This window comes from Kitasatospora sp. NPDC051914, from assembly GCF_040680995.1.
Classification (GTDB): domain Bacteria; phylum Actinomycetota; class Actinomycetes; order Streptomycetales; family Streptomycetaceae; genus Kitasatospora.
The window spans coordinates 1-25,119 of record NZ_JBFAXX010000087.1 but is presented as its reverse complement, the minus strand read 5'-3'; the positions used below and the strand labels follow the sequence as shown (position 1 = coordinate 25,119).

The following is a 25,119-nucleotide window of genomic DNA, read 5'->3' as shown; positions in this document are numbered from 1 at the left end:
CATCCGTGCCACGGCGCGAAGCGCTCGCACCGCCGGATAGCGGGCTGCGACACCGCCTGACCGGATACCACCCCGGCGCCGTGTCGTGGTGCGCGGGAGGCTGCCGACGGCCGCCGTGAGAAGCAGGCCCCCGAATGCGAGAGCCGCCCCGACCTGCTCCCGCTGGTCGGCGCCGTTCTCGGACGAGCGGCGGGCGGAGCAACGGGCCCTCTGGGACAACCGGCTGTGCGGCGGCTGCTGCCAGGACATGGCCTACCAGCGCGCCCACCGAGAAGCCGAAGCGGCCGAGCGCGGCCGCGGCGCCTGGTGGCGCCGCACCTGACCGGCCCCCTCGGCGCTGACCTACCGCCGCCCGGGGAGGCTGGCCGTTGCAGGCGGTCTTGACGGCTGCCGTGCAGCGCGGTGCCATGGCCTGACCGAAGGAGGGGCCGTGGCACCTGAGGAGGACAGCGATGCCGAGGACCGGGCTGGTGAGGGCGGCGGTGACCGGCCGGACAGCTCACCGGACCCGTACCGTCCCGGACCCACGGACAGTTTCTGGGCGGGGGCGCTCGTCCTGATCGTGGTGGTGCTCCTCCTGGCCGTCCTCGTGTCCCACATGGACTGGAGCCCCGGGAACCCGAACCAGAACATGCCGCCCTACAAGTGACGTTTCCACAGGCCAGAGCCCACGGACAAGGGAGTCGCCGCCACCCCGCCGATGCTGCGCCGCTCCGGCGCCGATGGTGTCGTGGTTGGCCTCGTCAGGGTGGGCCAGCCGCCGGTCGCCTGCAGGGCTTTGGGTGATGCCGTCGGGGGTGTCGCCGTCCTCCCCCTGTCGGCCGGGCCGTGTCGTGCCCGCCAGCATGGACCGGCGAGACCCGGGCCGCAGCAGTCGATGCCCCGCAGTTCGCCCCCACCGGCGCTCTGCGGGGCTGGTCACGCCCACCGGGCGCCGTGCCCGATGAGCCGTTGGGTGGGTGGACCCTGTCCATGTGCTAGGCCGGCTGTGCCGGCGACAGTTTCTCGCGCCTGCTGGTTGTTTCACGCGAACGTGGACGGCCTCGACAGTCCCGGCGTGAACTACCCGTCGGGTACTCCCGACGGCTGGCTCCCACCCTTGCTGCGCCCAGGTCGGCCTCTGGCCCTGAGGCAGACCTGCCGGCTCCGTCCGTATGGCGGGCAGGGGGCAAGCGAGGGCGATCGAATCCCTGCTCCAGGGCGATTGCGCGGCAATCACCGGCTCGGCCCGGCCGCTCGACCTCCCGCGGGGCGCGCCGTCCCGGCTTGCTGCGCGCGAGAGCGGCGGGGGAGGGTTGCGGGCCCGGTCAGGCGCCGCCTGCTCGCGCCGGACCGCCTGCCCGCGGCGGACCGGGTGTCGGCGTGGGGACCGAGGGGACGGCGCTGCCGGACGCGGCCCCACCCGGAGCTGGAGCGACGGTGCTGGAGCAGGCGCTGCCCGCCACGGCGAGAACAGCGAGCGCCGCGAGCCGGGCGGCCCGGGCGCGGTGCGTGAGGCTGCCATGCGCCACTGATACCCGCCCCGGCCTCGATCATCGGCAGCGCAACGCCGGGAGCGGACCGCACCAATGGGCCGGACCGGGCGTAGAACCGGGCCAGGCCCGTGGCGGTGGTCGCTTCGACGGATCAGCCAGCAAGTGCGCGGCTGATTCTGCCGGAGGCCAAGAGCCGCCTGACCATGCGGAGAAGGCGGTCAGCCTGTTTCGCACGCCACTCCGTCGCCGTCGCGGTCCAGGTGGGGCGCATAGCCGGGATCGCCCCGGTGGAGAGGGACGACGCCCGCGGCGCGGGCCTCGGAACAGTTCTTGTAGTACACCGCAGGGCCGGTCGCTTCCGGCACGGAGGTGGTCGCCTGCGGCTGACCACCGGAGGGCTGGGGTTGTCCAGCGGCGGTCGGGGCCTCGGTCACGGTCACCGTGGCAGTGACCGTCGCCGTGGCCGTGGTGGACAAGGCAGAGGAGGTCGCTGTCACGGTGGCGGTCGCCTGCGAGGAGGAAGGGCTGGTGGGCTGCTTGCCCCACTGTCTTTGCCTGAAAGGCCGATGCCCATACCGAGCAGCAAAATCGCTGTGCCACCCACGACCTCGGCCACTGTCCGGCGCCGGTTCCTGCCTCCGCCGGGGCGAGCAGCAGCTGGTGACTGCCATACCGGCCTCGGGTTCTGAGCCATGACGCCTCCCGGGAGGCACGTTCCACCCCAAGGGGGCCGGGACTTCACCTTCCAGGATGCTTCTCCCCGCCCTGTCTCACTCGCTGCTGCGCCCGCGCCCCGCGACCCGAGCCCGGGCAAGCCGCCGCGCGTTCCCGGCGCCGGCGGGGCTGCTCCGTCCGGGTGCCGACGGGTTCGGCGAAGTACCGAGGTGGGCAGGGCTGCGGCATGACGACAACCTCGACCAAGCGCCGCCTCCCGTCCGCACCTGCCGCGTTTGCGACCGGGACCACGACCGCTGCACCGGTCGGCGCCGAGCGGCCGCCGACCGTCGGACCGGGTGACGGCGGCGGGTGCTGCCGGACCTGGTCGAGCGAGCGCATCTCCCGCGACACGGTCGTCCAGACGATCTGGCACGAGCCTGCCTGCCGGGGCGGGAGCCCGGCGCCACGGTAGTGGCGCACTCTGCCCGGGGACGGTGCGCGTTCGTGGTGGGGGCGGGCCGCCGTAGACCGGGGAGCATGCGCGAGGAGAAGACGACGCGGCATCCCGGCGAGATCGTTCCGGCGAGCGGGATCTACGCGTGCGACTGCGGGGCGGGCTCGCTTCCCGTCACTCGGTGCGGCGAGGCCCACCCCGCAGTACGGGGCCGGTATCGGTCTCGGGCCGCAGGCCGACCGGGTCCCAGGCCTTCAACACTGACAGACTTTCGCACGCAGACGTCGTCGGTGCGGGCAGGGATCGGCTGGTCGAGGGGAGTTCAGGTGTAGGCGTCCTCGACGGCGACTTGGCGCACTGTGCGCAGCGTCGACCGGAGAGTGTCCAGATCGGTCGAGCCCAGGGCGAGGCGGATCGCCTGTGGTGTGTGCGTCGAGGTGGTGAACGGCTCCGCCGTGGTGACCGAGATGTGTCGGCGCGCGAGGGTGGCGGTCAGGCGGTCAGCGCGTGCGTCGTCGGGCAGTGGCAGCCAGGTGAAGTAGGACGAGGGGTGGCCGATGAGCGGGAGGCCCGCCAGCTCCTGCCTGACGAGTGCCTGGCGCGTCTTGGCGTCGTCTCGTTTCTGCGCTTCTAGGCGGTTCACTGTGCCGTCGTCGAGCCAGCGGCAGGCGATGGCGGTGGTGAGGGCGGGGGTGTTCCACGTGGTCGCCCGGATGGCGCGTTCGAGCGATGGCACCACAGGTGGCGGGGCGAGGACGAAGCCGACCCGGAGGCCGGTGGCGATGCTCTTGGAGAGCGTCGAGACGTAGACGGTGATGTCGGGGGCGGTTGCGGCCAGAGGCGGTGGAGGGGCCTCGGCCAGGTAGGCGTATGCGGCGTCCTCGATGATGAGCGGACCGTGCTGTCGAGCGATCTTGATCAGGCGGGTGCGGTCGGTTGCCGGCATGACCCAGCCCAGAGGGTTGTGCAGGGTGGGCATGGTGTAGATCGCGCGCACCGGGCGGGTTGCGCACAGCTCCTCCAGGGCATCGAGATCCGGCCCGTTCGTGGTGGTGGGGATGGGCTCCAGGTCGAGTTGAAGGGCGTGCGCGAGCACCTTGAAACCCGGGTAGGTGAGTGCGTCGACCGCGACGACATCGCCGGCGTTGAGCACGGCCATGACGGTGATGGCCAGGCCGTGCTGGGCACCGCTGGTGATGAGGATCTGATCCGCGTCTGTGGTGATTCCCCGGCGTCCGAGGTGTCGTGCGATGGAGGCTCTGTCCTGTGGACGCCCCCGGTGTGGTTGGTAGCGCAGAAGTGAGTCGAGATCACCGGAGGTGGCCACCTCCCGCAGGGCCTGCCGAAGGAGATCGGCCTGGCCGGGCAGCGACGGGTAGTTGAAGCTGAGGTCGACCGCGTCTGTGGCGACGGCTCGCTGATCGATGCCGTGACCGGCGGGAACCGAGATGTCACGCACGAACGTGCCGCGGCCCTGTTCCCGGCTCACCAGACCCATCGCTTCCAGCTCGGCGTACACCCGAGTCGCGGTCACCACGGCGATGCCCTCACGGGCGGCGAGCCCGCGGTGGGTCGGCAGCCGCACGCCTGCGGCGAGCCGACCCGTCCGGATATCGGATGCGAGCGCGTCGACCAGCATTTTGTATCGCGAGGCTGCCATGCACCGAATTGTATCCATGACAATTCTTTGACCGTCATGCTCGCGTGTCCTTACCGTCAAGACCCACCCCACCCATGCGGAAGGACGACCGCCGTGCACATCGCCATCCTCACCTTCGAGGGCTACAACGAGCTCGACTCCCTGATCGCGCTCGGTGTGCTCAACCGCATCAAGACCGACGGCTGGCGCGTTACCATCGCCACCCCCGCCCCCGAGGTGACGTCGATGAACGGAGTGGTCATCGAACAGATGTCCACCCTTGAGGAGGCGTGCGCCGCTGACGCCGTCATCGTCGGCAGCGGCATCGCCACCCGCGAGGTCACCGAAGACCCTGCGATCATGAACATCCTGCGTGGCCTGGACCCTTCGCGCCAGCTCATCGCGGCGCAGTGCTCCGGCGCGCTCGTGCTGGCCAGGCTTGGCCTGCTCAACGGCATCCCCGCCTGCACCGACCTGACCACCAAGCCCTGGGTCGTCGCCGCCGGCGTAGAGGTCCTCAACCAGCCCTTCTACGCCAAGGACAACATCGCCACCGCCGGCGGCTGCCTCGCCTCGCACTACCTCGCCGCCTGGATCATCGCCCGCCTTGAGGGCAACGACGCCGCCGAAGGCGCGCTGCACTATGTCGCCCCGGTCGGCGAGAAGGAGGAATACATCGAGCGCGCCTGGCGCAACATCGCCCCCTACCTGCCCGCTCCCGCACCGGCGCTCGTCTGAATCATGACCCGCGGGCAGCAACCGGCCAGGAAGCCATGCCCCCGGCAGCCTGGCCGCTCGTTCGCGGCCCGCACCTACCGGACCCTCAGATGATTCATGGCACTCCCAACGTCAGGGGAGAGGCTGCAGCGGAAACGACCTGCACCCGGCGGCCCACGCCAGGTCCGGGCGGCGTGGGCGCACCGGTCGGCAGCCGACCGGGTCGAGCACGGCGAGTCGGTGTCGACCTCGACACACGTGCACCGAAACCCACCTGGCCCGGACCCGATCGGCTGCCCGGCTCGAAGAATCAGCGACCCGCCGCACGCCTTGAGGTGGGCAGAGTCCTCGCTACCGTTGAAGCCGGCAGCGCAGTGGCTGCTTGCCCGTTGCCGGCGGAGCGGTCATGCCGCTGCTCGCCCCGAGACCCGTCAAGGCAGCCAACCGGCAGCACCACCGGGGCCAGGGACAACCGAGCCGCCGCGAACACCCGGCTGCCGCCTCCAGCCAACCTCGTCAAACCTCCCCGATCTGTCGGACGGGCCCGCTACGCCCATTCCACGCCGTGCTCGGCGAGCTGCGCGAGCCGTCCCGCGGTGAGCTTGGCGCGGCGGGCCTTCTGGTTGTTCAACCACGTACCCAGGCCGACGCGGACGACCTCACTGCTTTCCTTTCCGCCGGGGCCGGCCACCACGACCTCCAACGGCTCCTTGTGCGGGCGCGGGACCCGGACGTGGCCCTCCCGCTCGACGAACGTGGCGAGCGCGGTCAGGCCCTGCTGGAAGCGGTCCGCACGGGAGACCTTGGGCTTCGCCTCCGCCGCAGCCTTCGCGGCCACCAACTCCTCATCGACTCGATACCGATCGCCGCCAGCAGATCCTGCCAATCCGCCCCCAGGCCGGGCCGGCCGGCCCGCTGCGCCACGACCCAGGGCCGAGCCGCTCGCCCTCGAACACCGTCTCCTCGGGCAACTGCGCCCGGTCCACCAGGCGGTCGGTCTCCAGCCACCACGCCCTGGCCCACGCTGCAGGTGCGCTGCCAGACGATCGGCCAGGTCGGGCACCAGAACGGGTCGATCCCCTCCAGCGCCCTCTGCCGCTCCGGCGCGAGCGCGTGTAGCCGCCCGTTCATTCTGAGCAGCGGGACGGCGGTGAACTGCGACTTCGCAGTTCCAGAGGCGCGCTGGATGTGAGGGATGCGCAGATTCCTGGTGAGCCGCGCAGTTCCATCGGTCCGGCCGTGAGCTCTCCACCTGGGTATCGGCCGGTGGCGGTGTGCGCTGCGCACTGTCGGCGGGCTGTGTGCGGTTCGATCGGGCGCCCACAGGAGGGCGGGCAGTTCCTCCCGCGGCTCGTCGGCCGTCTGTGGGACGTCGAGGGCCGTGGCCGGCCGGGAGCTGGCGAGTCGTCCGTGACCGGTACCGAAATCCTCATGTCGGAAACGGTCAGGAATCCGGCGGATCCGCCACTGACTAGGGCCCCCGGCCACTCATACGGTGATCACATCGCACAGCGGCACCACACCGCACCCACCACACACGTCGAGGAACACGCCATGACCAATGCCCTTGTCCCCGAGACCACCCGCATCGGCCTGCTCGCCCGTATCGAGGCCAAGCCGGACTGCGTCCGCGACGTCGAGGAACTGCTCACCGGAGCCCTCGCCCTGGCCCGGGAGGAGGCCGGCACCACCCTCTGGTTCGCGCTGCGTCTGGGCCCGACCACGTTCGGCATCTTCGACGCCTTCGGCGCCGAGGAGGACCGCACCGCCCACCTGCAGGGCAGGATCGCGGCGGCGCTCATGGAGCACGCCCCCGAGCTGCTCGCCGAGGCCCCCGAGATCCTGCCCGTCGAGGTCCTGGCCGCGAAGCTCCCGTAGCCCGCCCGGCCGTCAACTTGACGGCGGACGGCTGCTGCCGACCGCTGTGCTTCCATCTCACGCCCGGGCCAGGCCAGGGACACGCCCGCCTTCGATCGCGTCATGGCCGTCCTTCGCCTGCCCGGGCACATCGGTCGGCCCCGAACCCGGCCCGCTGCGGTCCTCGCGGACCGGGTGCTCCCGGCCGAACATACTGATCAACTCAGGGGCCGTCAGTCCACCACCGCAGTGGCGGATACGGCACATCCCTTACCGTTTCCGCCATGAAGATCTCAGTACTGGTCGCCGACGGAGCCTTCGACTCCGGCCTCGCCGCAGTGCTCGACGTCCTACAGACCGCCAACGAACTGCGGGACGAGCTGCCGAAGCCACCGCCACCCTGGCAGGTGACGTGCATCAACCCGCACGGCCCCGTCCGCACGGCCGCCGGCCACCTGGTGCAGGCCGTATCCCCCGCAGCCGCCGAGGCACCCGACGTCCTGGTCGTGCCCGGCGCCGGGCCGAAGCAGCCGGATCCACTCGTGCAGTGGATGGACTCGCCCGCCCAGCAGGCCGTGCGCGACGTGGTGCGTCAGGCGCGGGCCGACGGTGTGCCACTGGCCGCCGCCTGCACGGGCACCTTCGTCCTCGCCGAGAGCGGCGTACTGGACGGGCTGCCCGCCACCACCAGCTGGTGGCTGGCCCCCGCCTTCCGGCAGCGCTACCCCCAAGTGGCCCTGGACGACAGCCACCTGCTGACCCACGCACCGGGCATCACCACCGCCGGGGCGGCGATGGCCCACCTCGACCTCGCCCTCTCCCTGGTCAGGGACGGCAGCCCCGCACTGGCCGAGCTGACGGCACGCTACCTGGTGATCGACACACGCCCGAACCAGGCCGCATACGCCGTCCCCAGCCACCTCGCCCGCACCGACCCGATGGTCAGCGCCTTCGAACGCTGGGTACGCGAGCACCTCGACCAACCCCTGCGGATCACCGACGCCGCCCGGGCCGTCGGCGCCAGCGAACGCACCCTGCAGCGTGCCGTCGACCGCGTACTGGGCACGTCACCACTGAAGTTCGCCCAGTCCATCCGCCTCGAACAAGCAGCCCACCTGCTGCGCACCACCGACCTGCCGACGGACGCGGTGGCCCGACGCGTGGGATACGAGAACGCCACCACGCTCGCCACCCTGCTGCGCGAACGACTGGGAATGACACCCGGTCAGCTCCGCTGTTAAAGCTTCAAACAAGCGCGGCAGGCCACGTCGGCGCCCCGACGTGATCCTTGCGGATCGCGGCTACAACAGGACAAGTACCGCCACCAGCGGCGGCAAAGAAGGCGGCGGCGAAGAGCACGACGGCGAAGAGCACGACGGCGAAGGCGACAAGGAAGCGGACGGCGGTGACGGGGCGCCGAGAAGGAGGAACCGACGAGCGCTCAGCCGATCCACGGCCCCGAGCTGATCCCGCGGCCGGCCCAGACACCCTTGGCCCTGTGCGAGGTCGTGGCGGCCCTGCTCCCGCACCGGCTGGCTGAGATGACCGCGGACCAGGCGCGCGCCATGACCGAGGCGGTGGAGCGCAGAGCCTCAAGCCCCTGCTGCGCTTCACCGTGAAGTGGGCCGTAGACATCGAGATCGCGCGCCACCCGGAAACGCTCGCCGAGCTGCACCGCGCCGAACGCCTCGCCCATCACGCCCAGACCCCGGAAGAGCGCCGGCAACAGGCCGCCTCGCCGGCGCCATCGTGAACGCCGCCGCCGAGGCGGTCCGCGGGTGACCTGGCGCCGGGAGTACAACCCCGACGAACACACCGTCGCCGCCGGGGCGCCGCCCGCCTTCATCGCTCAGGTCAAGACGAAAGCCGACGAGATCGTCCGTGCCGCCGCGGCACTCTACCTGGACGGCACCACCTACCAGGGGCCCGGCGAGGGTGGTGCCGGGGAACGGCCGGCAGCCGCCTTCGCCCGTCGGGCGCACGTTCGTGCAGCGAGGGTGCCGCGGAGCTCGGCGCCCTCGCTGCACGTCGGGCCGGAGGGGTCAGTCGAGGACCGCGGTGGCCTCGATCTCGATCAGGTGCTCGGGGACGTCCAGTGCGGCCACGCCCACCAGGGTGGCCGGCGGCGCCGGGGTGACGCCGAGTTTCGAGGCGGCCCGGGAGATTCCGTCCAGGAGCAGGGGCATCTTGTCGGGGGTCCAGCCGACGACGTAGACGGTCAGTTTCGCCACGTCGTCGAAGGATCCGCCGGCCCCGGCCAGGGCGGTGGCGACGTTGAGGTAGCACTGCTCGGCCTGGGCGGCCAGATCGCCCTCGCCGACCGTGACTCCTTCTTCGTCCCAGGCGACCTGCCCGGCGACGAAAACCATCCGCGAACCGGATGCGATTGCCACCTGTCGGTAGACATCGATCGCGGGCAATCCGTCGGGGTTCACCAGGGTGATGGCCATGCTGCCTGCCTCCTCATACTCTCTTGCAGTTACTGAGAAACCGTAGGAGAGTGACCGCTGACGTGGAAGAACGCACTTTTCGGTGACTGGGGAACCTCATGGTGACCAAGCAGCTCAAGGGCTCGGCCAAGGACGAAGCGGATGTGACGCGGGCGGACTCCCTGGCCCGGGAGATCTTCTCGGACATCGCCAACAAGTGGGCCCTGTTGATCATCGAAGCGGTCGGCGACCGCACGCTGCGCTTCACCGAACTGCGCAACGAGATCGAGGGCATCAGCCACAAGATGCTCACCCACAACCTGCGCCTGCTGGAGCGCAACGGCCTGGTCGAACGGACCGTGCACCCCGTCGTGCCGCCGCGCGTCGAGTACACCCTCACGCAGCCGGGCCGGGCTCTGCGGTCAACGGTCGACGCCATGTGCGACTGGACCCACCGCTACCTCGGCGCCATCGAGACGGCCCGTCGCAGCTTCGACTCGGCCTGACAGGGCTGTGCTCCGGCGGGGCCACCATCTTCAGGAGGGCCCAGCCCGACGAGCGCAGCAGACCGCGGTGGCGTTCGGGGGTCGGAGACGCTCTGGCATGGCGGAGTTGACGGCACCGTCGTGAACGTCAACATCCCCAATCTCCCGCTCGCCGAAGTGAGGGGCGTCCGGCACGCCGACCTCGCCCCGTTCGGCACCGTGCAGACCACCGTCAGCGAGCGCGGCCGCGGCTACAGGGCCGCCATCCTCACCGAAACCGACCCCACCCCGGCCACGACGGCGACGCCGCCCTACTGGCCGGCGGCTGGACCACCCTCGGCCTCCGGCACCCGCTGTCCACCACCCTGCCCCGGCCACCTTCAGAAGGCCCTCGACGGCCTACCGGCCCTCTTCGCCCACTGGCCCGCGGACCGGGGGCGCATCGTCGACGTCGATGAGGCGGTGGACGGGGTGTCCCCGCACCTGCTGGTCCGACCGGGCGTGCGGTACCGAGCTCTGTCCGCGCTCGCGTCGTTCCCGCCGGCCGGACGCCTCGCCGCTTTCGCCCAGCCCTGCCGCCGGCCGCCTCGTGGACGGCCCGACACGGGACGAACGACGGCTGCGGGACGGCAGGGTGGGGCACTCTTGGCTCACAGGACGGTGGAGAGGAGGCGCGGCCCATGGACGATGGCTTCTTCGAACCCGGCGGCGTGTACCGGCACGACCGCGGCGGGGCGCCCTGTGGGTTCGACGTGTTCTTCGTTGCCCATGTCGGCCGGGCACCCGCCGGCTTCGAGGACTGCCCCGGCACGGGCGAGACCGCTTTCGGCTGGCGCCGTACCGTGACCGGCCCGGACGGTGCGGGACGAGGGCTCGGCCCCTACGTCTGCCACGACGCCGTCGGCTGGCAGCCCGTCCCCGACGAGGAGCTCGGCCCGCTGCTCGGTAGCACGATCCCCGACCTCGCCTGGCCCGCCCCGGGCAGGCGCAGACCCCAGCCGCCACAATGAGTCACCGGCCTAACCTTACGGGGCCGACTGGCCGCAGCACTGCCGTCCGGGACAGGGATTCACGAACCGTCCTGCCGGGTAGCCATCCTGCCCCGGAACGGCTGGTCGAGCAGTGCCCGGCCGCCCGCGCGGTGCCGGGGCGCGTCCCCACCGCGCCCTGGCACACACCTGGCCGCCTCAGGTCGCCCACCGCGGCGCGACGACCACCGACTCCAATGTGTGGGGCGGCAGATCGGGCCACACGTACACCTTCACGCCGAAGGCCGACAGGACGCGTCGTCCGGGCCGGGTGAAGCGACGGAGTCCGTGGGCCTGTGTGAGTCCCTGCTGCTGTCGTTCCGGCTGTATCCGGCTCTCTGCCGGTGGGGTGTGGCATGCCATCGGGTCCGCGAGCGTCGGGCTGTGCCGCCTGGACGGTGCGCCTTCGGGTCCTGGCGGTGTTGCTGCGGGATCGGGCGTTTCAGGGGAGCGTCAAGCTGTTGTCCGGGGTCAGGCCGCTGAGCTTGTCGGGGTTGACCTGGAAGCGCAGGTTCTGGAGGCGGCCGTCGGCCAGATCGAAGGAGAGGGCGCCGATGGTGTGCCCGTCGAGGGTGGCCAGGATGCCGAGTTCTCCGTTGATGACGGCCGGTTCCATGGTCAGGGCGGCCAGTTCGGGTTTGGCCAGGAAGCCCAGGAGCCAGCGCGCGACGTGGTCGGTGCCGTGGAGCGGGCGACGGGCTGCGGTGATCCTGCCGCCGCCGTCGGACCAGGCGGTGACGTCGGGGGCGAGCAGTTCCATCATGGCGTTCAGGTCGCCGCCCGAGCAGGCCTGAAGGAACCGGGCGGTGATCTGTCGGCGCCGGTCGGGGTCGGCGTCGAAACGGGGGCGGCGGGCCTGGACGTGTGAGCGGGCGCGGTGGGCGATCTGGCGGACCGTCGGCTCGGGGCGCTCCAGGGTTTCGGCGATCTCGGCGTGTGAGTAGCCGAAGACCTCGCGGAGCAGGAAGACGGCGCGCTCGACGGGGCTGAGGGTTTCCAGCACGACCAGCATGGCGGTGGAGACGGAGTCGGCCAATTCGGCCTCCGAGGCGATGTCCGGGGATGTCAGCAGGGGCTCGGGCAGCCACGGGCCGACGTAGCTCTCGCGGGTGGCCCGCGCGCAGGTGAGGCGGTTCAGGGAGAGGTTGGTGACCGTGCGCACGAGGTAGGCCTTGGGGTGGCGGATCGCGTCGCGGTCCGCGGTGCTCCAGCTCAGCCAGGTGTCCTGGAGGACGTCCTCGGCGTCGGTGACGCTGCCCAGCATGCGGTAGGCGGTGGCGAACAGCAGCCTGCGGTGTTCGAGGTACGGGTCCTGCCCGGCACCGGCGTCGATCACCGGATCATGCTGCCAGCGCCGTGACCGGGGCGGCAAGGTGTCGGCCACGGCCGCGGGAGCCGGTATGCCCGTCATGCCGCGGGCCTGCGGGTGGCGCGGCCGCCCTTGGAGACGATGGTGGTGACGTTCATGCGCTTGCTGAACCGGTATGTCATGAGGGGGCTGGCGCTGACCAGCTCCTTGTACACGACGGCGCCGCGCCCGGTGAGGCACTGGCGGCGGGGGGTGTCGTCGGCCCTGGTGAATTGGATGACGGCGTCGCGGCGGCCGAGGCTGACCGGCTGGTGGTAGTAGCCGAAGCGGAAAGGCTTGACGGCCTTGCCGCGCACGAGCTTCGCGATGGTGTCGGCGGTGTACTGGGCGGTGGGCAGGCCGCTCTGGCAGGTGCCGTGGAGCTGCCCGAAGGCCAGGCGCACGGCGGCGGCGTCGCCGATGGCGTGGATCTGAGGATGGGACACCGACCGCAGGGTGGCATCGACCAGGATCAGGCCGCGTTCGTCGGTGGCGATCTTGGCGTTGGCGGCGAGCGGCGACACCTTGACGCCGGCGGTCCACAGACAGGCATCCGAGCGGATGATCCGGCCGTCGGCCAGCCGGGCTGCGGGCTTCTGGTCCTGGTCGGCGGCCGGTGTACTGCTCGCGGTCGTGCTCGTCGAGGGCGTACCGGCGCCGCCGCGCCGAGGGGCAGCAGAGGGCGGTGGCAGATGCCCTCATCGCCTCGCGCGTCGAAATCCCGGACGGCGCCGACGCCGGCATCCGGGAACTGCTCGACCTCGCCGCCGGCGTGCAGCGCAGCGCGGCCCGCTTCCTGCAGAACCTCGAGGAATCCCGCTGGGGCGGGATGGACCCGCGCGGTACCCAGGTGCTGGAACTGCTCGAGCGCAGCGTCGAAGCCGCCACCCGGCGCCTGCTGCGCATGGCTCACGCCCTGCGCTACGAGATGCTCGCCGACCGCCGGGCCGAGTGTGCCGCCGCTGCGCAGGCCGCTGCCGAGGATTCGGCGCGCGTCGAATCAATCGACCCTGTTGGCGGCGACGCCCCGACCGCACCTGACCTTGTTTCCCCGCGCGTTGAAACCCCGGCGGTGCCGGTGCAGCGACGCCCGCTGCACCACCACCCCGCCGACGTGCCACCGCAGACCGAGCCGGACGCCGCTGCGCCGGACACTGCCGCCGGTTCGGGGGGCCGACGGGGCGCCGCGGCGTCTGGCACTCGCGGCGGAGCGCACCTCGCTGTCGCCGCACGGCCGGGGCCTGGGTGATCCGACCGGCACGTGGAGCGCCGCGAACGGCACCCTGCTCCTCGACGGCTGGGAGAGCGATCCGACCGTGTTCGCCATCCGCCGGCCCGACGGCCCCGTCGGCGGCTGGGTCGCCGCCGTCGGCGACAACTGGGGCTCCTACATCGACGGCCGCCTCGTCATCGACGCCACCGACGGCCAGCCCTGGCTCTCCCGCCACGCCCGCTACGCCGTCTCGCTGCTGCAGATGGCGCTCGGCCAGGACCTCGCCTGAGCCGACCCGATCGGCACCGCGAAGAAGAAGCTCCCCGGCGGAGAACGCGCCGTCGTGGATGCGCAGGGCCAGCCGGTCGCGGTACTTCGGGCGCTCATTGGATGCGCTGATCGCTTGAGCTCGCCATCGTTTGACGACAGGCCCGGCGGAGTACGGTCAGTTGCCCGACGGCTGGCCGTACAGCAGCGTCGGGTCACCGGCGAGGGCGGACTTGACGAAGCGGCTGGGGTCGTCGACCAGCACCTCGATGGCTCCTGCCTGTACGCCCTCCAGGGCGGCGCGTGCGACGTCCGCGGGGTCGATCTTGGGTGCGTCGCGTCCCGCCATCATGTCGGTGTCCGCAGCCCCCAGGTGCACGCCTTGGACGAGGGTCTTCTGGCCGGCGAGTTCGACGCGTACGCCGTTGGTCATGTTCCATTCCGCGGCCTTGGCCACCGAGTACGAGCCCGACCCTTCGGCGGTGGCCACCCACGAGAGTACGGAGAGGATGTTGACGATCGCGCCCCCGCCGTTGGAGGCCAGGGCCGGGGCGAAGGCGCGGATGACTCGCAGGGTGCCGAAGAGGTGTGTCTCCAGGTCCTGCCGGACCATGTCCAGGTCGTTGGTCAGGAGGTTTGCGCCGGTGGCGATACCGGCGTTGTTGACCAGCAGCGTGACGTCCTGCGCCGTTGCGGCCGCCGCTGAGATCGACTCCTCGTCCAGCAGGTCCAGGTACAGCGGCGTGATGCGCGGGTCCAGGATGCCGATCGACTCCGGGCGGCGAGCGGTCGCGTAGACCTTCGCGGCTCCGCGCTCCAGCAGCTGTTCGACGAAGTGCCGACCGATCCCTCGGTTGGCCCCGGTCACGAGTGCGGTGGAACCGGCTATGTCCATGGTCGTTCCCTTTCTCGGGCGGGCGTGCGGTCCGACCCGCTCCGTGTCGCCTACGCTAGAACTTGACGTCGACGTGAAGTGCAAGTCGACGGGCGGCGACAGCACGAGCAGAAGGAGTCGCGATGCGTATCGGCGAAGTGGCCGATCGGGCCGGAGTAAGCACGCGGGCCCTGCGCTACTACGAGGAGCAGCTCCTGCTCAGTCCCCAGCGCACGTCCGGCGGCCAGCGCTTCTACCCCGAGGCGGCCGTCGACCGGGTGAAGCTCATCCAGGAGCTCTACGGCGCCGGCCTCGGCAGCCGCCTGATCGCCGCACTCCTGCCCGCCATCGACGCCCGCTCGGTGGGCCCCGAGCTACTGGACCGCCTGCTCCACGAGCGCGCCCGCATCGATGCGAAGACCGCCGAGCTGCAGGCCGCGAGCCGAAGGCTCAATGTACTGATCGAACTCGCCACGAACCCGCACCCTGACACCGAATCGTGCCCGGCCTCACTCGACCCGGACCCGAGCGGGGCGCGGCAGGACGAAACGCCCACCAGAGGTGCCGGCAACAACGCGGAACTGTCTCCCTTCCGCGATGACCCGGCATACAGCACTTCATCGCGCCGCGTGCGCCCTGGGAGCGGACCGCGACCGCCACGAGGCGGCTGACGAAGGTCGGTGGCGCGCAAGCTGATCAGCGCCCTGGTCGGGGCCCGACCCTCGGTCCCGCCCGCCATCGTCGTCCTTGCCGTCAGTGTGCGGTCTTGTCGAAAGCGGGCGCCTACTACTGGCCGGGAGCCCCCGCAGGCTAGACGAGTAGATCCGAAGTTCTGCCCCGCAAAAGGGGCGGGGGTGTCCAAGATCAGTTTGTGACGACCGACCTGAACACCCTCTTGACCGCACTCTACGTGAAGATCGACGACGAGATCGGAGGAACGCGACGACTCGGTCGGGTGATCCTCTGGTCGGCTGGGCATGGAAGTGGGGCCTCCCGCACAACTCGGGTGCCAGGACACTGCGGGGCCGGTCCCGCGTCGACACAACGGTTCGAGCATGCCTACCGAGGGACAGACAGACACCTGACCTGGGAAAACTTGGCCCTACCTTCGGATCGGGAATCGCTTCTGACAGCCTGCTCAGCCGAGCTGCCCGGTCGGCCGCATGGTGATGTGGTTGATGTCCACGCCCGCAGGCTGGTTGAGGGCGAAGACGACCGTGTTCGCGATCTGCTCGGCGGTCAGCGCCGTCTCGGGGCTGCCGCCGCGCTCGTCCCAGAACGGGGTGTCCACCACCCCGGGAGCGACGACGGTCACGCCCACCCCGTCCTGGCCGACCAGCAGCCGGGTGTTCTCGGCCAGCGCGTGCACGGCCCATTTGGTGACCGAGTACAGGTTGCCGGGCGTGTGGCGCACTCCCGCGACCGAACCCATCAGCACGATCCGGCCCTTGGACTCCCTGAGCTGCGGCAGGGTCTCCCGCACCAGCAGCGCCGGGCCCAGGACGTTGGTGAGGACCATGGCCCGCATGTCCTCGGGGGCGTGGCTCTCCAGATTCCCGGGCAGTGAGAACCCTGCGTTGGCAATGACGTTGTCCAGCCGGCCCCAGGTGTCCACCACGTGGCGCACGGCGGCGGCGACGTCGTGCTCGTCGCTGGTGTCCCCGGTGATCGTCAGCAGCCGCTCGCCCGCTCCGGCCGTGGCGGCGAAGGCGGCCAGCTTGTCCGCGTCCCGTCCGGTGACAGCCACCCGGTGGCCCTCCTTGAGCAGGGCTCGGGCGGTGGCGGCACCAATGCCGGTCGAGCCCCCGGTGATCAGCGTGACGGGTCCCATCGGACGGCCTCCTCGGCGATGCGGTCGGGGCACGGCCTTACCGACTGTCCCCAAAACGCCTGCACTATAGCCCGGACTCCACCACCGAGGCCTGCTCCACCGCCCACAGCGCCACCTCCCACGGGTACGCCGCCCGATCGCTTTCCTTCGGCGCCTTCGGCACGAACTCGCCTTCCCCGTACAGCACCCGCACGCCAGCCCCGCGCAGTGTCTCGACGCTTCTCCCAGGGGCTGATGTCGTTCCGATCTTGAGTGGTGTCGGTCGAACGGGAGTCTCGATCGGGTGAGTCCGGCGGCCGCCGCGCATGAAAGCAGGGCCTCTCGGTAGCTCGAAGGGTGTCTACGCCAAAGAGCGGTCCAGGAGGCCCTGTTGTCGCAGTTCTACGGCATCGCGTGGGCGGGGTCCACTTCGGTCACTCTCGCGTGTGACTGCCTGGCACACCGGTTCGGGAATGCCGCCGACCACGGGATCCGTGCGCGCCGCTACCCGACGGACATGTCCGACGCGGAGCGGGCGGTGGTGCGGCCGCTGCTGCCGGTGCCGGGCCGGCTGCGCGGGCGGGGCGGGCAGCCGGAGGCGCACTGCCACCGAGCGATGCTGGACGCGATCCGCTACCTGGTCGACAACGGAACGAAGTGGCGGGCGATGCCATACGACTTCCCGCCGTGGGGCCGGGTCTACGCGTTCTTCCGCCGCCGGCGCGACCGCGGCCTGGTCAAGGAGTTCCACGACCGGCTCCGCCGCAAGGTCCGTGAGCAGGCCGGGCGGGATCCGGAGCCGAGCGCGGGCGTGATCGACTCCCAGTCGGTCAAGGCGGACGCCGTCGTCGGCGCCGACAGCCGCGGCTTCGACGGCGGCAAGCTGATCAACGGCCGCAAGCGGCACGTCGTGGTCGACACCCTCGGCCTGCTGCTCGCCGTGCTGGTCACTCCGCCGACACCGGAGACCGCGCCGCCGCGCAGGTTCTGCTCGCCCAGGCCGCGGCCGCGCACCACCGGCTGGCCCTGGTCTGGGCCGACGTGTCGACGGTCACGTAATTCCCCAGGTGGTGGCCGTAGCTGCAGCCGGGCCCCGCTCGTGATGCGGAGCCCGACGGTTGGGTCTGTCGTCCAGCTGCGGTTCGGGTATCCCGATGGAGCGGCGTAGTCCTGTGCCTGTCGGCAGTCTGTCGGGAAGTTGCCTGGCTTCGAATCCGATTGCCACTTCACGGCTGGCCGCGCATTCTGCTGGGATGCGCTTCTCCATCAACATCCCCAACTTCGGCGACTTCGCCGACCCCCGTAACGTCGCGACCGTTGCGGTTGCCGCCGAACAGGCCGGCTGGGACGGGCTCTTCGTCTGGGACCACGTACTGCACCGCCAGCACCAGGGGCGTCCCTTCGGGGACCCCTGGATGCTGCTGACCGCGGCCGCGCTGGCGACCTCCCGGATCCGGCTGGGCACCCTACTGACGCCGGTCCCTCGTTACCGTCCGCAGCAACTCGCCCGCCAGGTGGCCACTCTGGACCATCTCAGCGGCGGCCGTGTGATCTTCGCCGCGGGCCTGGGCGGTCCGATCGAGGACGAATACCGCAGCTTCGGCGACGCCGCCGAGCCGCGCCTGCTCGCCGAGCGGCTGGACGAGGGACTGGAACTGCTGGGGCGCTTCTGGTCCGGCGAGCCGGTGGACCACCACGGCCGGCACTACGAGGTCCGGGACGTGACGCTGGTGCCCGCCACTGTGCAGCGGCCGGGTCCGCCGGTGTGGATCGGCGGGTTCTGGCCGCGTCGTGCACCCATGCGGCGGGCAGCGCGATGGGACGGCGCGGTGCCGCTGTTCGAGACGGCCCGGCATGGCCATGTGCCGGATGCGGCGGAGGTGCGGGAGCTGGTCGGTTATGTGCGCAAGCAGCGTTCTGCCGGGGCCGAACGCCCCTTCGAGTTCGTACTCGGCGGTGCCACGCCCCCGGACGCGGTCAAGGCCAAGGACGTGATCGGTCCGCTGCACGACGCCGGCGCCACCTGGTGGGACGAGCGGCAGATCCAGACCGGCCCCGACCTGGATCGTCTGTCCCCGGTGCTCCGCCGCATTGAGGCGGGGCCGCCGGTGCTCTGATCAGCCGGTCGAGGGTGCGCCGGGCTTGTCTGTAGGTCCCTTCGGGCGCTTGTTGGGGCGGTAACTGGGGCCGTTCATGATGACCTGGTGGCTGGTGTTGATCAGCCGGTCCAGGAGCGACTCGGCGACGACGGGATCGGGGAAGAGCGGATACCAGTCGCTGGGAGCCCGGTTGCTGGTGATGACCAGCGACCGGCCCTGCCGCTCGCTGACCAGCTCGTAGAGGTCGTCGGCCTGGGCCGCGGTGAGCTGGCGCATCGCGAAGTCGTCGAGGATGAGGACGTCGGGGCGGACCAGCTCGCGGATCCGCTTGTCCCAGGTGCGGTGCGCGTGGCCGCCGACCAGCTCGGCCAGGACACGGCTGGTCTTGGCGAAGCGGACATTCGCACTCTGCCGGACGGCCAGGTGCCCGAGTGCCTGGGCCACGTGTGTCTTCCCGACCCCGACCGGGCCGAACAGAATTACGGACTCGCCGGCGTGCAGCCAGCGCAGGGCGGCCAGGTCGCGGATCTGGGCCGCGGGGAGCTTCGGGGACGCGGTGAAGTCGAACTCCTCCAGGGTGACCTGCTGCTCGAACTTCGCTTTGTGCAGGCGCCGTTGGAAGGCGACGGTCTCGCGGCGAGTGATCTCGTCCTGGCAGAGGACCTGGAGGAAGTCCAGGTGGCCGAGCTCGCCGCCGTGGGCCTGGGCCAGGCGGGCATCCAGGGTCTCCAGCATCCCGGAAAGCCGGAGCGCCTTCAGCGACTCGCGCAGGGCGGTGTCCATCACGCTCATCGAGCGGCCTCCTCGGCGTCGTCGCAACCCTGGTCACCGTGGAGTTCGTCCGCGGTCTGGGTGGGGATCGCGGCGGCGAACAGGCCCTCGGGGCTGTGGAGGAAGGCCGCGGCCCCGGCGTCGCCGGTCTCCGGCTCGGGATCGGTCTCGGTGCCGGCGATCAGGATGCCCTTGATGGTGCGGTGGGACGGGTCGCCGACCGTGATGGCCTTGGTGCAGGCGGCCCCCAACCTGGTGTCGCCGTACTTCTTCCGCAAGCCGAGGATCCCCTGGGCGGCGCGGAGCCGGTAGAGCGCGTTGACCTCCAGCAACTGGTCGACCACCTCCCGGCAGGCATCGCCGACCTCGGACGCCTGGGTGCGGCACCAGATCGGCGTCTTCATCTGGAACGCGATCTTCTCCGGTGGGTAGTCGCCTCGGTCTGTGCGTTTGCCCTGGTCAAGGGCGGCGTGGGTCTTGACCAGTTCGCCCTCGTGGAAGACCTGGACCATGGTCGCGGTGGAGCGGACGTCCACGCGCCGGCCGATCAGCTTCCACGGCACCGAGTAGAGGGTGCGGCCGACCTTGATGTGGATGTCAGGGCCGACCGTGGCGGTGGACCAGCTGGCCAGCACGAACGGCTTGTCCGGCAATGGCGGCAGGGCCTTGGCCTCGACGGCCTCGAACACCGCCGCCGGTGCGGCTCCGTCCAGCGGCCGGCCGCAGCGGGCCGGCGCCAAGAAGACGGTGCAGGACCGGGCCGCCGCATCGCTGTTGGCGGTGATCGCGGAGATGCCTGATCCGGGGGTGAGGAGGACGAGCGGCTCGAGGGGCTGCCGAAAGCGCTGCGTCGCCCTGCCGGGGAACAACCCGCTGGCGGTTTTGAACGGAGTCACGGTGTCGGGGCTGGCCTCCGCCCCGGTGTATGACTTCGACACCTTGCAGGGGATGCATCGTTGCCGGGCGCGGGTGCTGATGGACGGCCGGATGGTGGAGGCCATCGGGCGCGCGAGCACGCAGCAGGACGCGAAGACCACGGCGGTCAGGCGCCTGCTTGCCGCGTACCTCGCCCCCGAGCCGGCGGCACCTGTCCTTGCGGCCGGATCGGTGCCGGCCCCCGGGCCGAGGTTTCGTCGACGGAGCCCGACTGAGTGAGCGCACCCGACGCCGTCGGCTGGGCTCTGGACTCCGGGTGCGCGCGCTGCTGTTCGACCCTTCCCCCCCGGCCGGTTGCTGATCTACCGCCCTGACGGCACCCTGGTGCACACCGGTGCACCGCCCGCCGGGCTGGAGCCCGCCGCTGCCGACGTCGTCCTCCTCGGACCGGCCGGCAAGATGCGGCGGACCACTGTGCAGGGGTGGGCCGCTCCGCTGGACCTGCTGCTGCCGTTCCTGATTGCCCCGTCCCCGTCCGCGAACCCGACGGCGACGGGCTGGAGCGCCGTGGCGCACCGCGGACGGCCGCTGGTTCCCTTTCACAGCCGGCCTGACCGGCTGGTGGCAGCCTGTGCCCGGTCCATCGCACGATCCCGTCGCTGCGTACCGTTCCGGTTGCACCGCGGTATATGGGTGCTCGCGGGTCGCACTCCTGACGGGGACCGCCAACTGCATTCCGCGGGGGGCAGTTTGGATGTTGGAGTGCATTTGAAGTCAACTGGTCCAGACCTCCGTTGCCGGATTTCGCCGCAGCGCTACGCGGGTGATACGCGCTCTTCCTAGGGTGGTCCGGAAAGGCGCGGCTCCGCCCGGCCGAGGTCGCATTCCCGACCGGCCGGGCAAGGCCGCCACGGCCGCCACAGCGCCGACAACCGCCGCCGCGCCCACTCGCGGCGCGACGGCCTCCCGGAAGGACCCTCGTGACACCCAGCAAGACCATTGGCTCCCCGGCCCCGGGGCGTCTCCTGCGCGCCGCCCTGGTGGGGACGGCGATCGCCGGTGCGCTCGGCCTGACCGCCACCACCGCCTCGGCCGACGCCTCGGTCGCCAACTTCACTCTGGCCCAGCGCGACTGGACGCCCGGCAGCCACGCATCGGCGGACAACGGCATGTCGGAGCTGACCTTCCAGGCCGACGGCAACCTGGTGCTCTACAAGTACACCGGAGCCGACGCGTACCCGGTCTGGGCCTCGGGCACCAAGGGCAAGGGCGTCGTCCGGGTGGACTGGTCGAAGTCCGGCTACGTGAAGCTGTTCAACGCCTCCGGCGGCATCGTCTGCACGCTGGGCGCCCTCAACCCGGCGCCCGGCGGGCACGCCAAGCTCAAGGACGACGGCAACCTCGTCTTCTACAACACCAGCGGCAAGGCCACCTGGTCCACCGGTACCTCCGGTTCGACGCGGGGCAACCTCAACTACTGCTACACCTGAGCCGCCCCACCGCCGTACAACGGGCGCTGCCCCGGGACACCTGTCGTCCCGGGGCAGCGCCCACTGCGTTCGGTCGCCGCGTCCGCCCCGCCGCCTCCGGCTGCTGCATCGGGCCGCAGGGGCATCGGGCGGAGCGGAGCGCCGAAGCCCCGCCATCGGGCCGGATCGCTGTGGGGCGGGATCCGGGCCCGGTGGCGGGGCCGCCGTCGGGTCGGTCGGCGCCGGTCAGCCGCAGTGGCTCCAGGGGCTCTCGTACGCGCTCTGGTCGAAGTCGCTGAAGAAGCCGCCCCACTTGACGCACGTGCCCGCGGCGTAGGCGTAGACCGGGCCCGCGTAGGACTTGTAGTAGCCGGTGTCGGACTTCATGGGGCTGCCCTGGACGGTGAGGTCGGCCGACATGTGCACCGGGTCGCCCCCGTTCCCGCGGATGGTGACCACGCAGTTGTAGCCGTTGGAGCTGTTGTAGGTCAGGTAGACCCACACGGTGCGGTTGATGAGCTGCTGGGAGTCGACGACCTTGTAGCCAGGGCCGCAGACCTCCGTCGGCGAGGCGGTGAGAGCCGAGGCCTCCGGTGCGGTCATCACGGTGGCGGCTCCCGCCATCGCGAGGGCGCCGAGGACCGAGAAAAGCTTCTTGCGCATGGGAAACGTCCTTTCTTGCGCCGAACGTCCAGTGTTCGACGCGCTGGTAACTGGAGATCTGTCGGGCGCCGGCCGGCCTGATGGGGGCGGCCGGCCGGAGCCCGGTGCGGGAACCCGGGGGAGTGCCCGAGGCCCGTGGAAGGGGGCAGGACGCGGGGCTCAGCAGCCCCGGGTACCGCTCGACACGGAGTACTCGTGGCCGGCCCAGTTGATGTAGCCGTAGGCGTAGACGCAGTAGTTCGCCGTGCCGGTCACGCCGACCGACCCGGCGTTGCACGCGTACGACCCCTTGTCGATGCGCGAGGTGGCGTCGACGGTGCAGCCGCCGCCGCCCGTGCCGGACTTCTGCAGGCACCGGTGGATCTCGACGCTGGTCGTCGCGGAGACGCCGTAGGACGCACCGCGGTGGTAGAAGCAGGCGCTGTTCGTACCGCCGTTGCTGCTGTTGTGGTAGATGACCAACTCGCCGATGGCACTGCCGTTGTGCGAGACGGTCCGGTCGTACGTGATGGTGCCGGAGCAGGAGGTGGCGGCCTGTGCGGCGGAGGACGTGAACAGGCCGACACCGGCGAGCAGCGCCACACTGGCGAACACTGCGAGGACTCGGCGGAGGACGTGCATGGAGAACCTGTCTGAGGTGGATCATCGATGATCGATCGAACGCCGACCATGCTGGTGCAGCCGCGTAGCGCCGCCGTATCGCACGCACGAGGGCCCTGCACCGTCAGCCGGTGCACCTGCCCGAGGAGGAACCCGGCCACCGCCACCTCTCCCACCTGTACGGCCTCTGTCCGGGCAGTGCCGTCGACCCGCTCACCGACGACACCCTGCTCGCCCCGGCCCGCCGCGCGCTGGACCGCCGGCTGGAGCACGGCGGCGGCACCGGTTGGAGCCTCGCGTGGGTCGCCGCGCTGGCCGCCCGGCTCGGCGACCCCCGCGAGGCGCTCCGAGTGCCACGGTGATCCGCAGGGCATGGCCGCCAGCCGCGCAGCGGCCAACACCGCCGGTACGGGCACCCTGATCCCGCATCACCCAAACGAGCAACACGCCGTCGCCCTGTGCCCAGGCCCAGCACCGACCTCCCCTACGCTCACTCCTCACGCACCTTGCGTAGGGTGGGAGATCCGAGACCGGATTTGGGGGGAAGGGCGGTTCCGGTGAACGACGAGACCGACTGGGCCACGTCAGGGCTGTGCCGACAGGCTGACCCCGACGACCTGTTCGTCGACGGCGCCGCGCAGAACCGCGCCAAGGCCCTGTGTGCTGGCTGCCCGGTACGCACCGAGTGCCTCGGCTACGCCCTCGACCATCGTATCGAGCACGGCATCTGGGGCGGCATGACCGAACGCGACCGCCGCTCCCTGCTGCGCCGACGTCCCGCCGTCGACTCCTGGCGCAGCCTGCTGGAAGCCGCGCGCGCCGAGTACGAGCAGCAGTTCGCCGTGCAAGCGCTGCTGTAAGCAGGCTGACCCGTCCACAGATCGGCCCTTCCAGCCGTGCCCACTCTGCCCGTCCCACTTGGTGTTGGGATGCCAATTCGTGTCGGGCGGTGTCGGAGCGGTGTGATCTGATCAAGGAAAATCCGCCAGTGCACCGGCGACGCACTGGCCCACCAGACGAAGCCCCGACCCTATCGCAGCCGCATACTCCCGAAGGAGCCGCGCATGACCGACCTGTCAGCCCCCTCCAGCCCCGCCAGCGGGCCCGACCCACTGGGCAACGTGTACCTCCGGCTGGTCTCCGAGGAGTCGATACCCGCGGAGGCGCGACAGCATTTCAGCTACCTGCGCCCGCTCGCCACGGACCTCCTGGAGGGCATCGCCCTCGACACCCCGGACAACGTCCGCGTCCTCGACGACCAGGACGTGGCCCTCGTGGAGCGGGACACCCTCATGGCGGCCGCACGCTCCAACCTGCTCAACACGCCAGTCAACTACGACACCGTCGACCTCCCCGATGGCGCCGTCCTCCACATCCTCGGCCACCCCGAGTCGGCGTTCGCGGCCAGCAAGGTGCTCGTCCTCGAGGAGGCGGTGGGTGCCGCCGGCGGTCCCGCGTTCCCGGACGAAGGCGTGCTGCTCGTCGTCCCGAACCGCCACAACCTCGTCTTCTACCCGCTCGCCGACCGGCACGTGGTCGAAGCCGTCAACGCCCTGGCCCAGTTCGGGCAGGGCGCCTACGAGGACGGACCCGGATCCATCTCGCCCCGCGTGTTCTGGTGGCGCAACGGAACCCTGACATCGATCACGGTCTGCGATCCCGAGACCCGGACGATGAGCATCGCCCCGTCCGACGACCTAATGACGATCATGCGACGCCTGACCCAGGCCGCCGGCTGACACTGCTGACGTGCGTCGCCGGGCCCAGGGGCTCTGCACCCGGACCAGGCCGGCAAGCCGGGATCACACAGGGGAGCGCGAGAACCGGTCGGCGAAGGGCGTGCGAACGTCCGGCACGGTCACGGGCACGGTGTCGGCACCCGCGTTCCGCGCCGCTTCCAGAACCGTGGCGATGTCGCCGACGGCCAGTGTCTCGGCGGGGCAGTCGCCACGAGGGCCCGGACATGGCCCAGGGCATCCCGGGGCCGGTCGACGCGCACCGCATGCCAGCTGCCGTTCTGATCGGTGGCGGGGAGCCCTGCGGCGACCGCGGGGTACACGGGCAGGCCGACCAGGTCGTCCCGAACCGGGACGAGGACGACCTGGTCGAGGTAGTCGCACCGGCAAGACCAGGCGGACCAGACGATTGGTGAGCCAACTGGCCCAACTCGGCTACCAGGTAACGCTGCAGCCCGCAGAGGCGCCTGACCTGCTCAAACGGGTCACGAACGGGGGATTTTCGCACTAAGCGGTCTTGCGTAAGTTGGCTTTTGTTGTTCGGAGTTGAGCGTTCTGGTGCGCGAGGGCCTGGTCGACGGTTGCCTGGAGTTCTTGGATCCACGGGTAGGCGCGGATCGGGATGTCTTCGTGCTTCACCGATCGCCACACG

Annotated in this window: 29 protein-coding genes and 1 pseudogene; 17 read left to right on the top strand and 13 right to left on the bottom strand. The window is 70.9% G+C overall.

All coding sequences use genetic code 11. The features are described 5' to 3' along the window. Positions 1–115: 115 nt before the first annotated feature. Both AB0M03_RS35815 and AB0M03_RS35810 read left to right on the top strand, forming a co-directional pair. Positions 116–322, top strand: a complete 207-nt coding sequence (locus tag AB0M03_RS35815; RefSeq protein WP_363499790.1) for a hypothetical protein — start codon at positions 116–118, stop codon at positions 320–322. 108 nt (positions 323–430) lie between these two features. After that, positions 431–649 (top strand): hypothetical protein, encoded by a 219-nt coding sequence (locus AB0M03_RS35810; protein ID WP_363499789.1) that lies wholly within the window; start codon positions 431–433, stop codon positions 647–649. Between the two features lie 1,044 nt (positions 650–1,693). Here the strand turns inward: AB0M03_RS35810 and AB0M03_RS35805 are convergent. Further along, entirely contained in the window at positions 1,694–2,146 is a 453-nt protein-coding gene (locus AB0M03_RS35805; RefSeq protein WP_363499787.1) for an excalibur calcium-binding domain-containing protein, read from the bottom strand. Positions 2,147–2,908: 762 nt separating this feature from the next. After that, positions 2,909–4,246 carry a PLP-dependent aminotransferase family protein gene (locus AB0M03_RS35800; protein WP_363499785.1) on the bottom strand — a complete coding sequence of 446 codons (1,338 nt, stop codon included), beginning with the start codon at positions 4,244–4,246 and terminating at the stop codon, positions 2,909–2,911. 93 nt (positions 4,247–4,339) lie between these two features. On the opposite strand from AB0M03_RS35800, the gene AB0M03_RS35795 reads away from it, so the two are divergent. Continuing rightward, the gene (locus AB0M03_RS35795; RefSeq protein ID WP_363499783.1) at positions 4,340–4,963 is read left to right on the top strand and encodes a DJ-1/PfpI family protein; all 624 of its coding nucleotides are present in this window, start codon (positions 4,340–4,342) and stop codon (positions 4,961–4,963) included. Between the two features lie 526 nt (positions 4,964–5,489). On the opposite strand, the gene AB0M03_RS35790 is transcribed toward AB0M03_RS35795, so the two are convergent. Continuing rightward, complete coding sequence (locus AB0M03_RS35790; protein ID WP_363499781.1) at positions 5,490–5,780, bottom strand: helicase associated domain-containing protein; 291 nt, start codon at positions 5,778–5,780, stop codon at positions 5,490–5,492. A gap of 716 nt (positions 5,781–6,496) precedes the next feature. Between AB0M03_RS35790 and AB0M03_RS35785 the strand changes: the two genes are divergently transcribed. From AB0M03_RS35785 to AB0M03_RS35775, 3 genes and pseudogenes are all read left to right on the top strand, one after another. Then, positions 6,497–6,820, top strand: coding sequence for an antibiotic biosynthesis monooxygenase (locus AB0M03_RS35785; RefSeq protein WP_363499779.1), 324 nt, complete (start codon positions 6,497–6,499; stop codon positions 6,818–6,820). An 11-nt stretch (positions 6,821–6,831) separates the two neighbouring features. Beyond that, positions 6,832–6,994, top strand: a pseudogene (locus tag AB0M03_RS35780) (IS5/IS1182 family transposase); the annotation flags it as partial. An 89-nt stretch (positions 6,995–7,083) separates the two neighbouring features. Further along, on the top strand, positions 7,084–8,040 hold the full coding sequence (locus AB0M03_RS35775; protein ID WP_363499777.1) for a helix-turn-helix domain-containing protein: 957 nt from the start codon (positions 7,084–7,086) through the stop codon (positions 8,038–8,040). 200 nt (positions 8,041–8,240) lie between these two features. Here the strand turns inward: AB0M03_RS35775 and AB0M03_RS35770 are convergent, their stop codons facing one another. Next, positions 8,241–8,525 (bottom strand): hypothetical protein, encoded by a 285-nt coding sequence (locus AB0M03_RS35770; RefSeq protein ID WP_363499775.1) that lies wholly within the window; start codon positions 8,523–8,525, stop codon positions 8,241–8,243. Positions 8,526–8,841: 316 nt separating this feature from the next. Further along, a complete protein-coding gene (locus AB0M03_RS35765) occupies positions 8,842–9,249 on the bottom strand; it encodes a RidA family protein (RefSeq protein ID WP_363499773.1) in 408 nt (135 codons plus the stop codon). 98 nt (positions 9,250–9,347) lie between these two features. Here AB0M03_RS35765 and AB0M03_RS35760 point away from each other — a divergent pair, with 98 nt between their 5' ends. Beyond that, the gene (locus tag AB0M03_RS35760) at positions 9,348–9,734 is read left to right on the top strand and encodes a helix-turn-helix domain-containing protein (protein WP_363499771.1); all 387 of its coding nucleotides are present in this window, start codon (positions 9,348–9,350) and stop codon (positions 9,732–9,734) included. A gap of 659 nt (positions 9,735–10,393) precedes the next feature. Continuing rightward, positions 10,394–10,723 carry a hypothetical protein gene (locus AB0M03_RS35755; RefSeq protein WP_363499769.1) on the top strand — a complete coding sequence of 110 codons (330 nt, stop codon included), beginning with the start codon at positions 10,394–10,396 and terminating at the stop codon, positions 10,721–10,723. Between the two features lie 460 nt (positions 10,724–11,183). On the opposite strand, the gene AB0M03_RS35750 is transcribed toward AB0M03_RS35755, so the two are convergent. Then, on the bottom strand, positions 11,184–12,077 hold the full coding sequence (locus AB0M03_RS35750; protein ID WP_363499767.1) for an RNA polymerase sigma-70 factor: 894 nt from the start codon (positions 12,075–12,077) through the stop codon (positions 11,184–11,186). Between the two features lie 71 nt (positions 12,078–12,148). Further along, on the bottom strand, positions 12,149–12,781 hold the full coding sequence (locus AB0M03_RS35745) for an FAD-dependent oxidoreductase (RefSeq protein ID WP_363499793.1): 633 nt from the start codon (positions 12,779–12,781) through the stop codon (positions 12,149–12,151). On the opposite strand from AB0M03_RS35745, the gene AB0M03_RS35740 reads away from it, so the two are divergent. After that, a complete protein-coding gene (locus AB0M03_RS35740; RefSeq protein WP_363499765.1) occupies positions 12,775–13,338 on the top strand; it encodes a hypothetical protein in 564 nt (187 codons plus the stop codon). The two genes, AB0M03_RS35745 and AB0M03_RS35740, sit on opposite strands and share 7 nt — an antisense overlap. 67 nt (positions 13,339–13,405) lie before the next feature. Continuing rightward, a complete protein-coding gene (locus AB0M03_RS35735) occupies positions 13,406–13,591 on the top strand; it encodes a hypothetical protein (RefSeq protein ID WP_363499763.1) in 186 nt (61 codons plus the stop codon). A gap of 156 nt (positions 13,592–13,747) precedes the next feature. Here the strand turns inward: AB0M03_RS35735 and AB0M03_RS35730 are convergent, their stop codons facing one another. Next, positions 13,748–14,464 carry an SDR family oxidoreductase gene (locus AB0M03_RS35730; protein WP_363499761.1) on the bottom strand — a complete coding sequence of 239 codons (717 nt, stop codon included), beginning with the start codon at positions 14,462–14,464 and terminating at the stop codon, positions 13,748–13,750. 122 nt (positions 14,465–14,586) lie between these two features. Here AB0M03_RS35730 and AB0M03_RS35725 point away from each other — a divergent pair, with 122 nt between their 5' ends. Then, a complete protein-coding gene (locus AB0M03_RS35725; RefSeq protein ID WP_363499759.1) occupies positions 14,587–15,114 on the top strand; it encodes a MerR family transcriptional regulator in 528 nt (175 codons plus the stop codon). Positions 15,115–15,581: 467 nt separating this feature from the next. On the opposite strand, the gene AB0M03_RS35720 is transcribed toward AB0M03_RS35725, so the two are convergent. Beyond that, positions 15,582–16,274, bottom strand: a complete 693-nt coding sequence (locus AB0M03_RS35720) for an SDR family oxidoreductase (protein ID WP_363499757.1) — start codon at positions 16,272–16,274, stop codon at positions 15,582–15,584. Positions 16,275–16,770: 496 nt separating this feature from the next. On the opposite strand from AB0M03_RS35720, the gene AB0M03_RS35715 reads away from it, so the two are divergent. Both AB0M03_RS35715 and AB0M03_RS35710 read left to right on the top strand, forming a co-directional pair. Further along, the gene (locus AB0M03_RS35715; RefSeq protein ID WP_363499755.1) at positions 16,771–17,421 is read left to right on the top strand and encodes a transposase; all 651 of its coding nucleotides are present in this window, start codon (positions 16,771–16,773) and stop codon (positions 17,419–17,421) included. 85 nt (positions 17,422–17,506) lie between these two features. After that, entirely contained in the window at positions 17,507–18,370 is an 864-nt protein-coding gene (locus tag AB0M03_RS35710) for an LLM class flavin-dependent oxidoreductase (RefSeq protein ID WP_363499791.1), read from the top strand. Here AB0M03_RS35710 and istB read toward each other — a convergent pair whose 3' ends face one another. Together istB and AB0M03_RS35700 are read right to left on the bottom strand one after the other, a co-directional pair. Continuing rightward, positions 18,371–19,144, bottom strand: a complete 774-nt coding sequence (gene istB / locus AB0M03_RS35705) for an IS21-like element helper ATPase IstB (RefSeq protein WP_363499753.1) — start codon at positions 19,142–19,144, stop codon at positions 18,371–18,373. It lies immediately after the preceding gene. Continuing rightward, positions 19,141–20,019, bottom strand: coding sequence for a hypothetical protein (locus AB0M03_RS35700; protein ID WP_363499751.1), 879 nt, complete (start codon positions 20,017–20,019; stop codon positions 19,141–19,143). Before AB0M03_RS35700 ends, istB begins: the two co-directional genes overlap by 4 nt. Positions 20,020–20,979: 960 nt before the next feature. Between AB0M03_RS35700 and AB0M03_RS35695 the strand changes: the two genes are divergently transcribed. Beyond that, the gene (locus AB0M03_RS35695) at positions 20,980–21,489 is read left to right on the top strand and encodes a hypothetical protein (RefSeq protein ID WP_363499749.1); all 510 of its coding nucleotides are present in this window, start codon (positions 20,980–20,982) and stop codon (positions 21,487–21,489) included. A 225-nt stretch (positions 21,490–21,714) separates the two neighbouring features. Here AB0M03_RS35695 and AB0M03_RS35690 read toward each other — a convergent pair whose 3' ends face one another. Next, positions 21,715–22,131: an acetyltransferase gene (locus AB0M03_RS35690; protein WP_363499747.1), complete on the bottom strand. Its 417-nt coding sequence runs from the start codon at positions 22,129–22,131 to the stop codon at positions 21,715–21,717. 159 nt (positions 22,132–22,290) lie between these two features. After that, on the bottom strand, positions 22,291–22,752 hold the full coding sequence (locus AB0M03_RS35685; RefSeq protein ID WP_363499745.1) for a hypothetical protein: 462 nt from the start codon (positions 22,750–22,752) through the stop codon (positions 22,291–22,293). Positions 22,753–22,862: 110 nt separating this feature from the next. Between AB0M03_RS35685 and AB0M03_RS35680 the strand changes: the two genes are divergently transcribed. From AB0M03_RS35680 to AB0M03_RS35670, 3 genes are all read left to right on the top strand, one after another. Next, positions 22,863–23,093 carry a hypothetical protein gene (locus AB0M03_RS35680; RefSeq protein WP_363499743.1) on the top strand — a complete coding sequence of 77 codons (231 nt, stop codon included), beginning with the start codon at positions 22,863–22,865 and terminating at the stop codon, positions 23,091–23,093. Positions 23,094–23,288: 195 nt separating this feature from the next. After that, positions 23,289–23,591, top strand: coding sequence for a WhiB family transcriptional regulator (locus AB0M03_RS35675; protein WP_363499741.1), 303 nt, complete (start codon positions 23,289–23,291; stop codon positions 23,589–23,591). Between the two features lie 204 nt (positions 23,592–23,795). After that, positions 23,796–24,470: a hypothetical protein gene (locus AB0M03_RS35670; RefSeq protein WP_363499739.1), complete on the top strand. Its 675-nt coding sequence runs from the start codon at positions 23,796–23,798 to the stop codon at positions 24,468–24,470. The last annotated feature ends 649 nt before the right edge of the window (positions 24,471–25,119 follow it).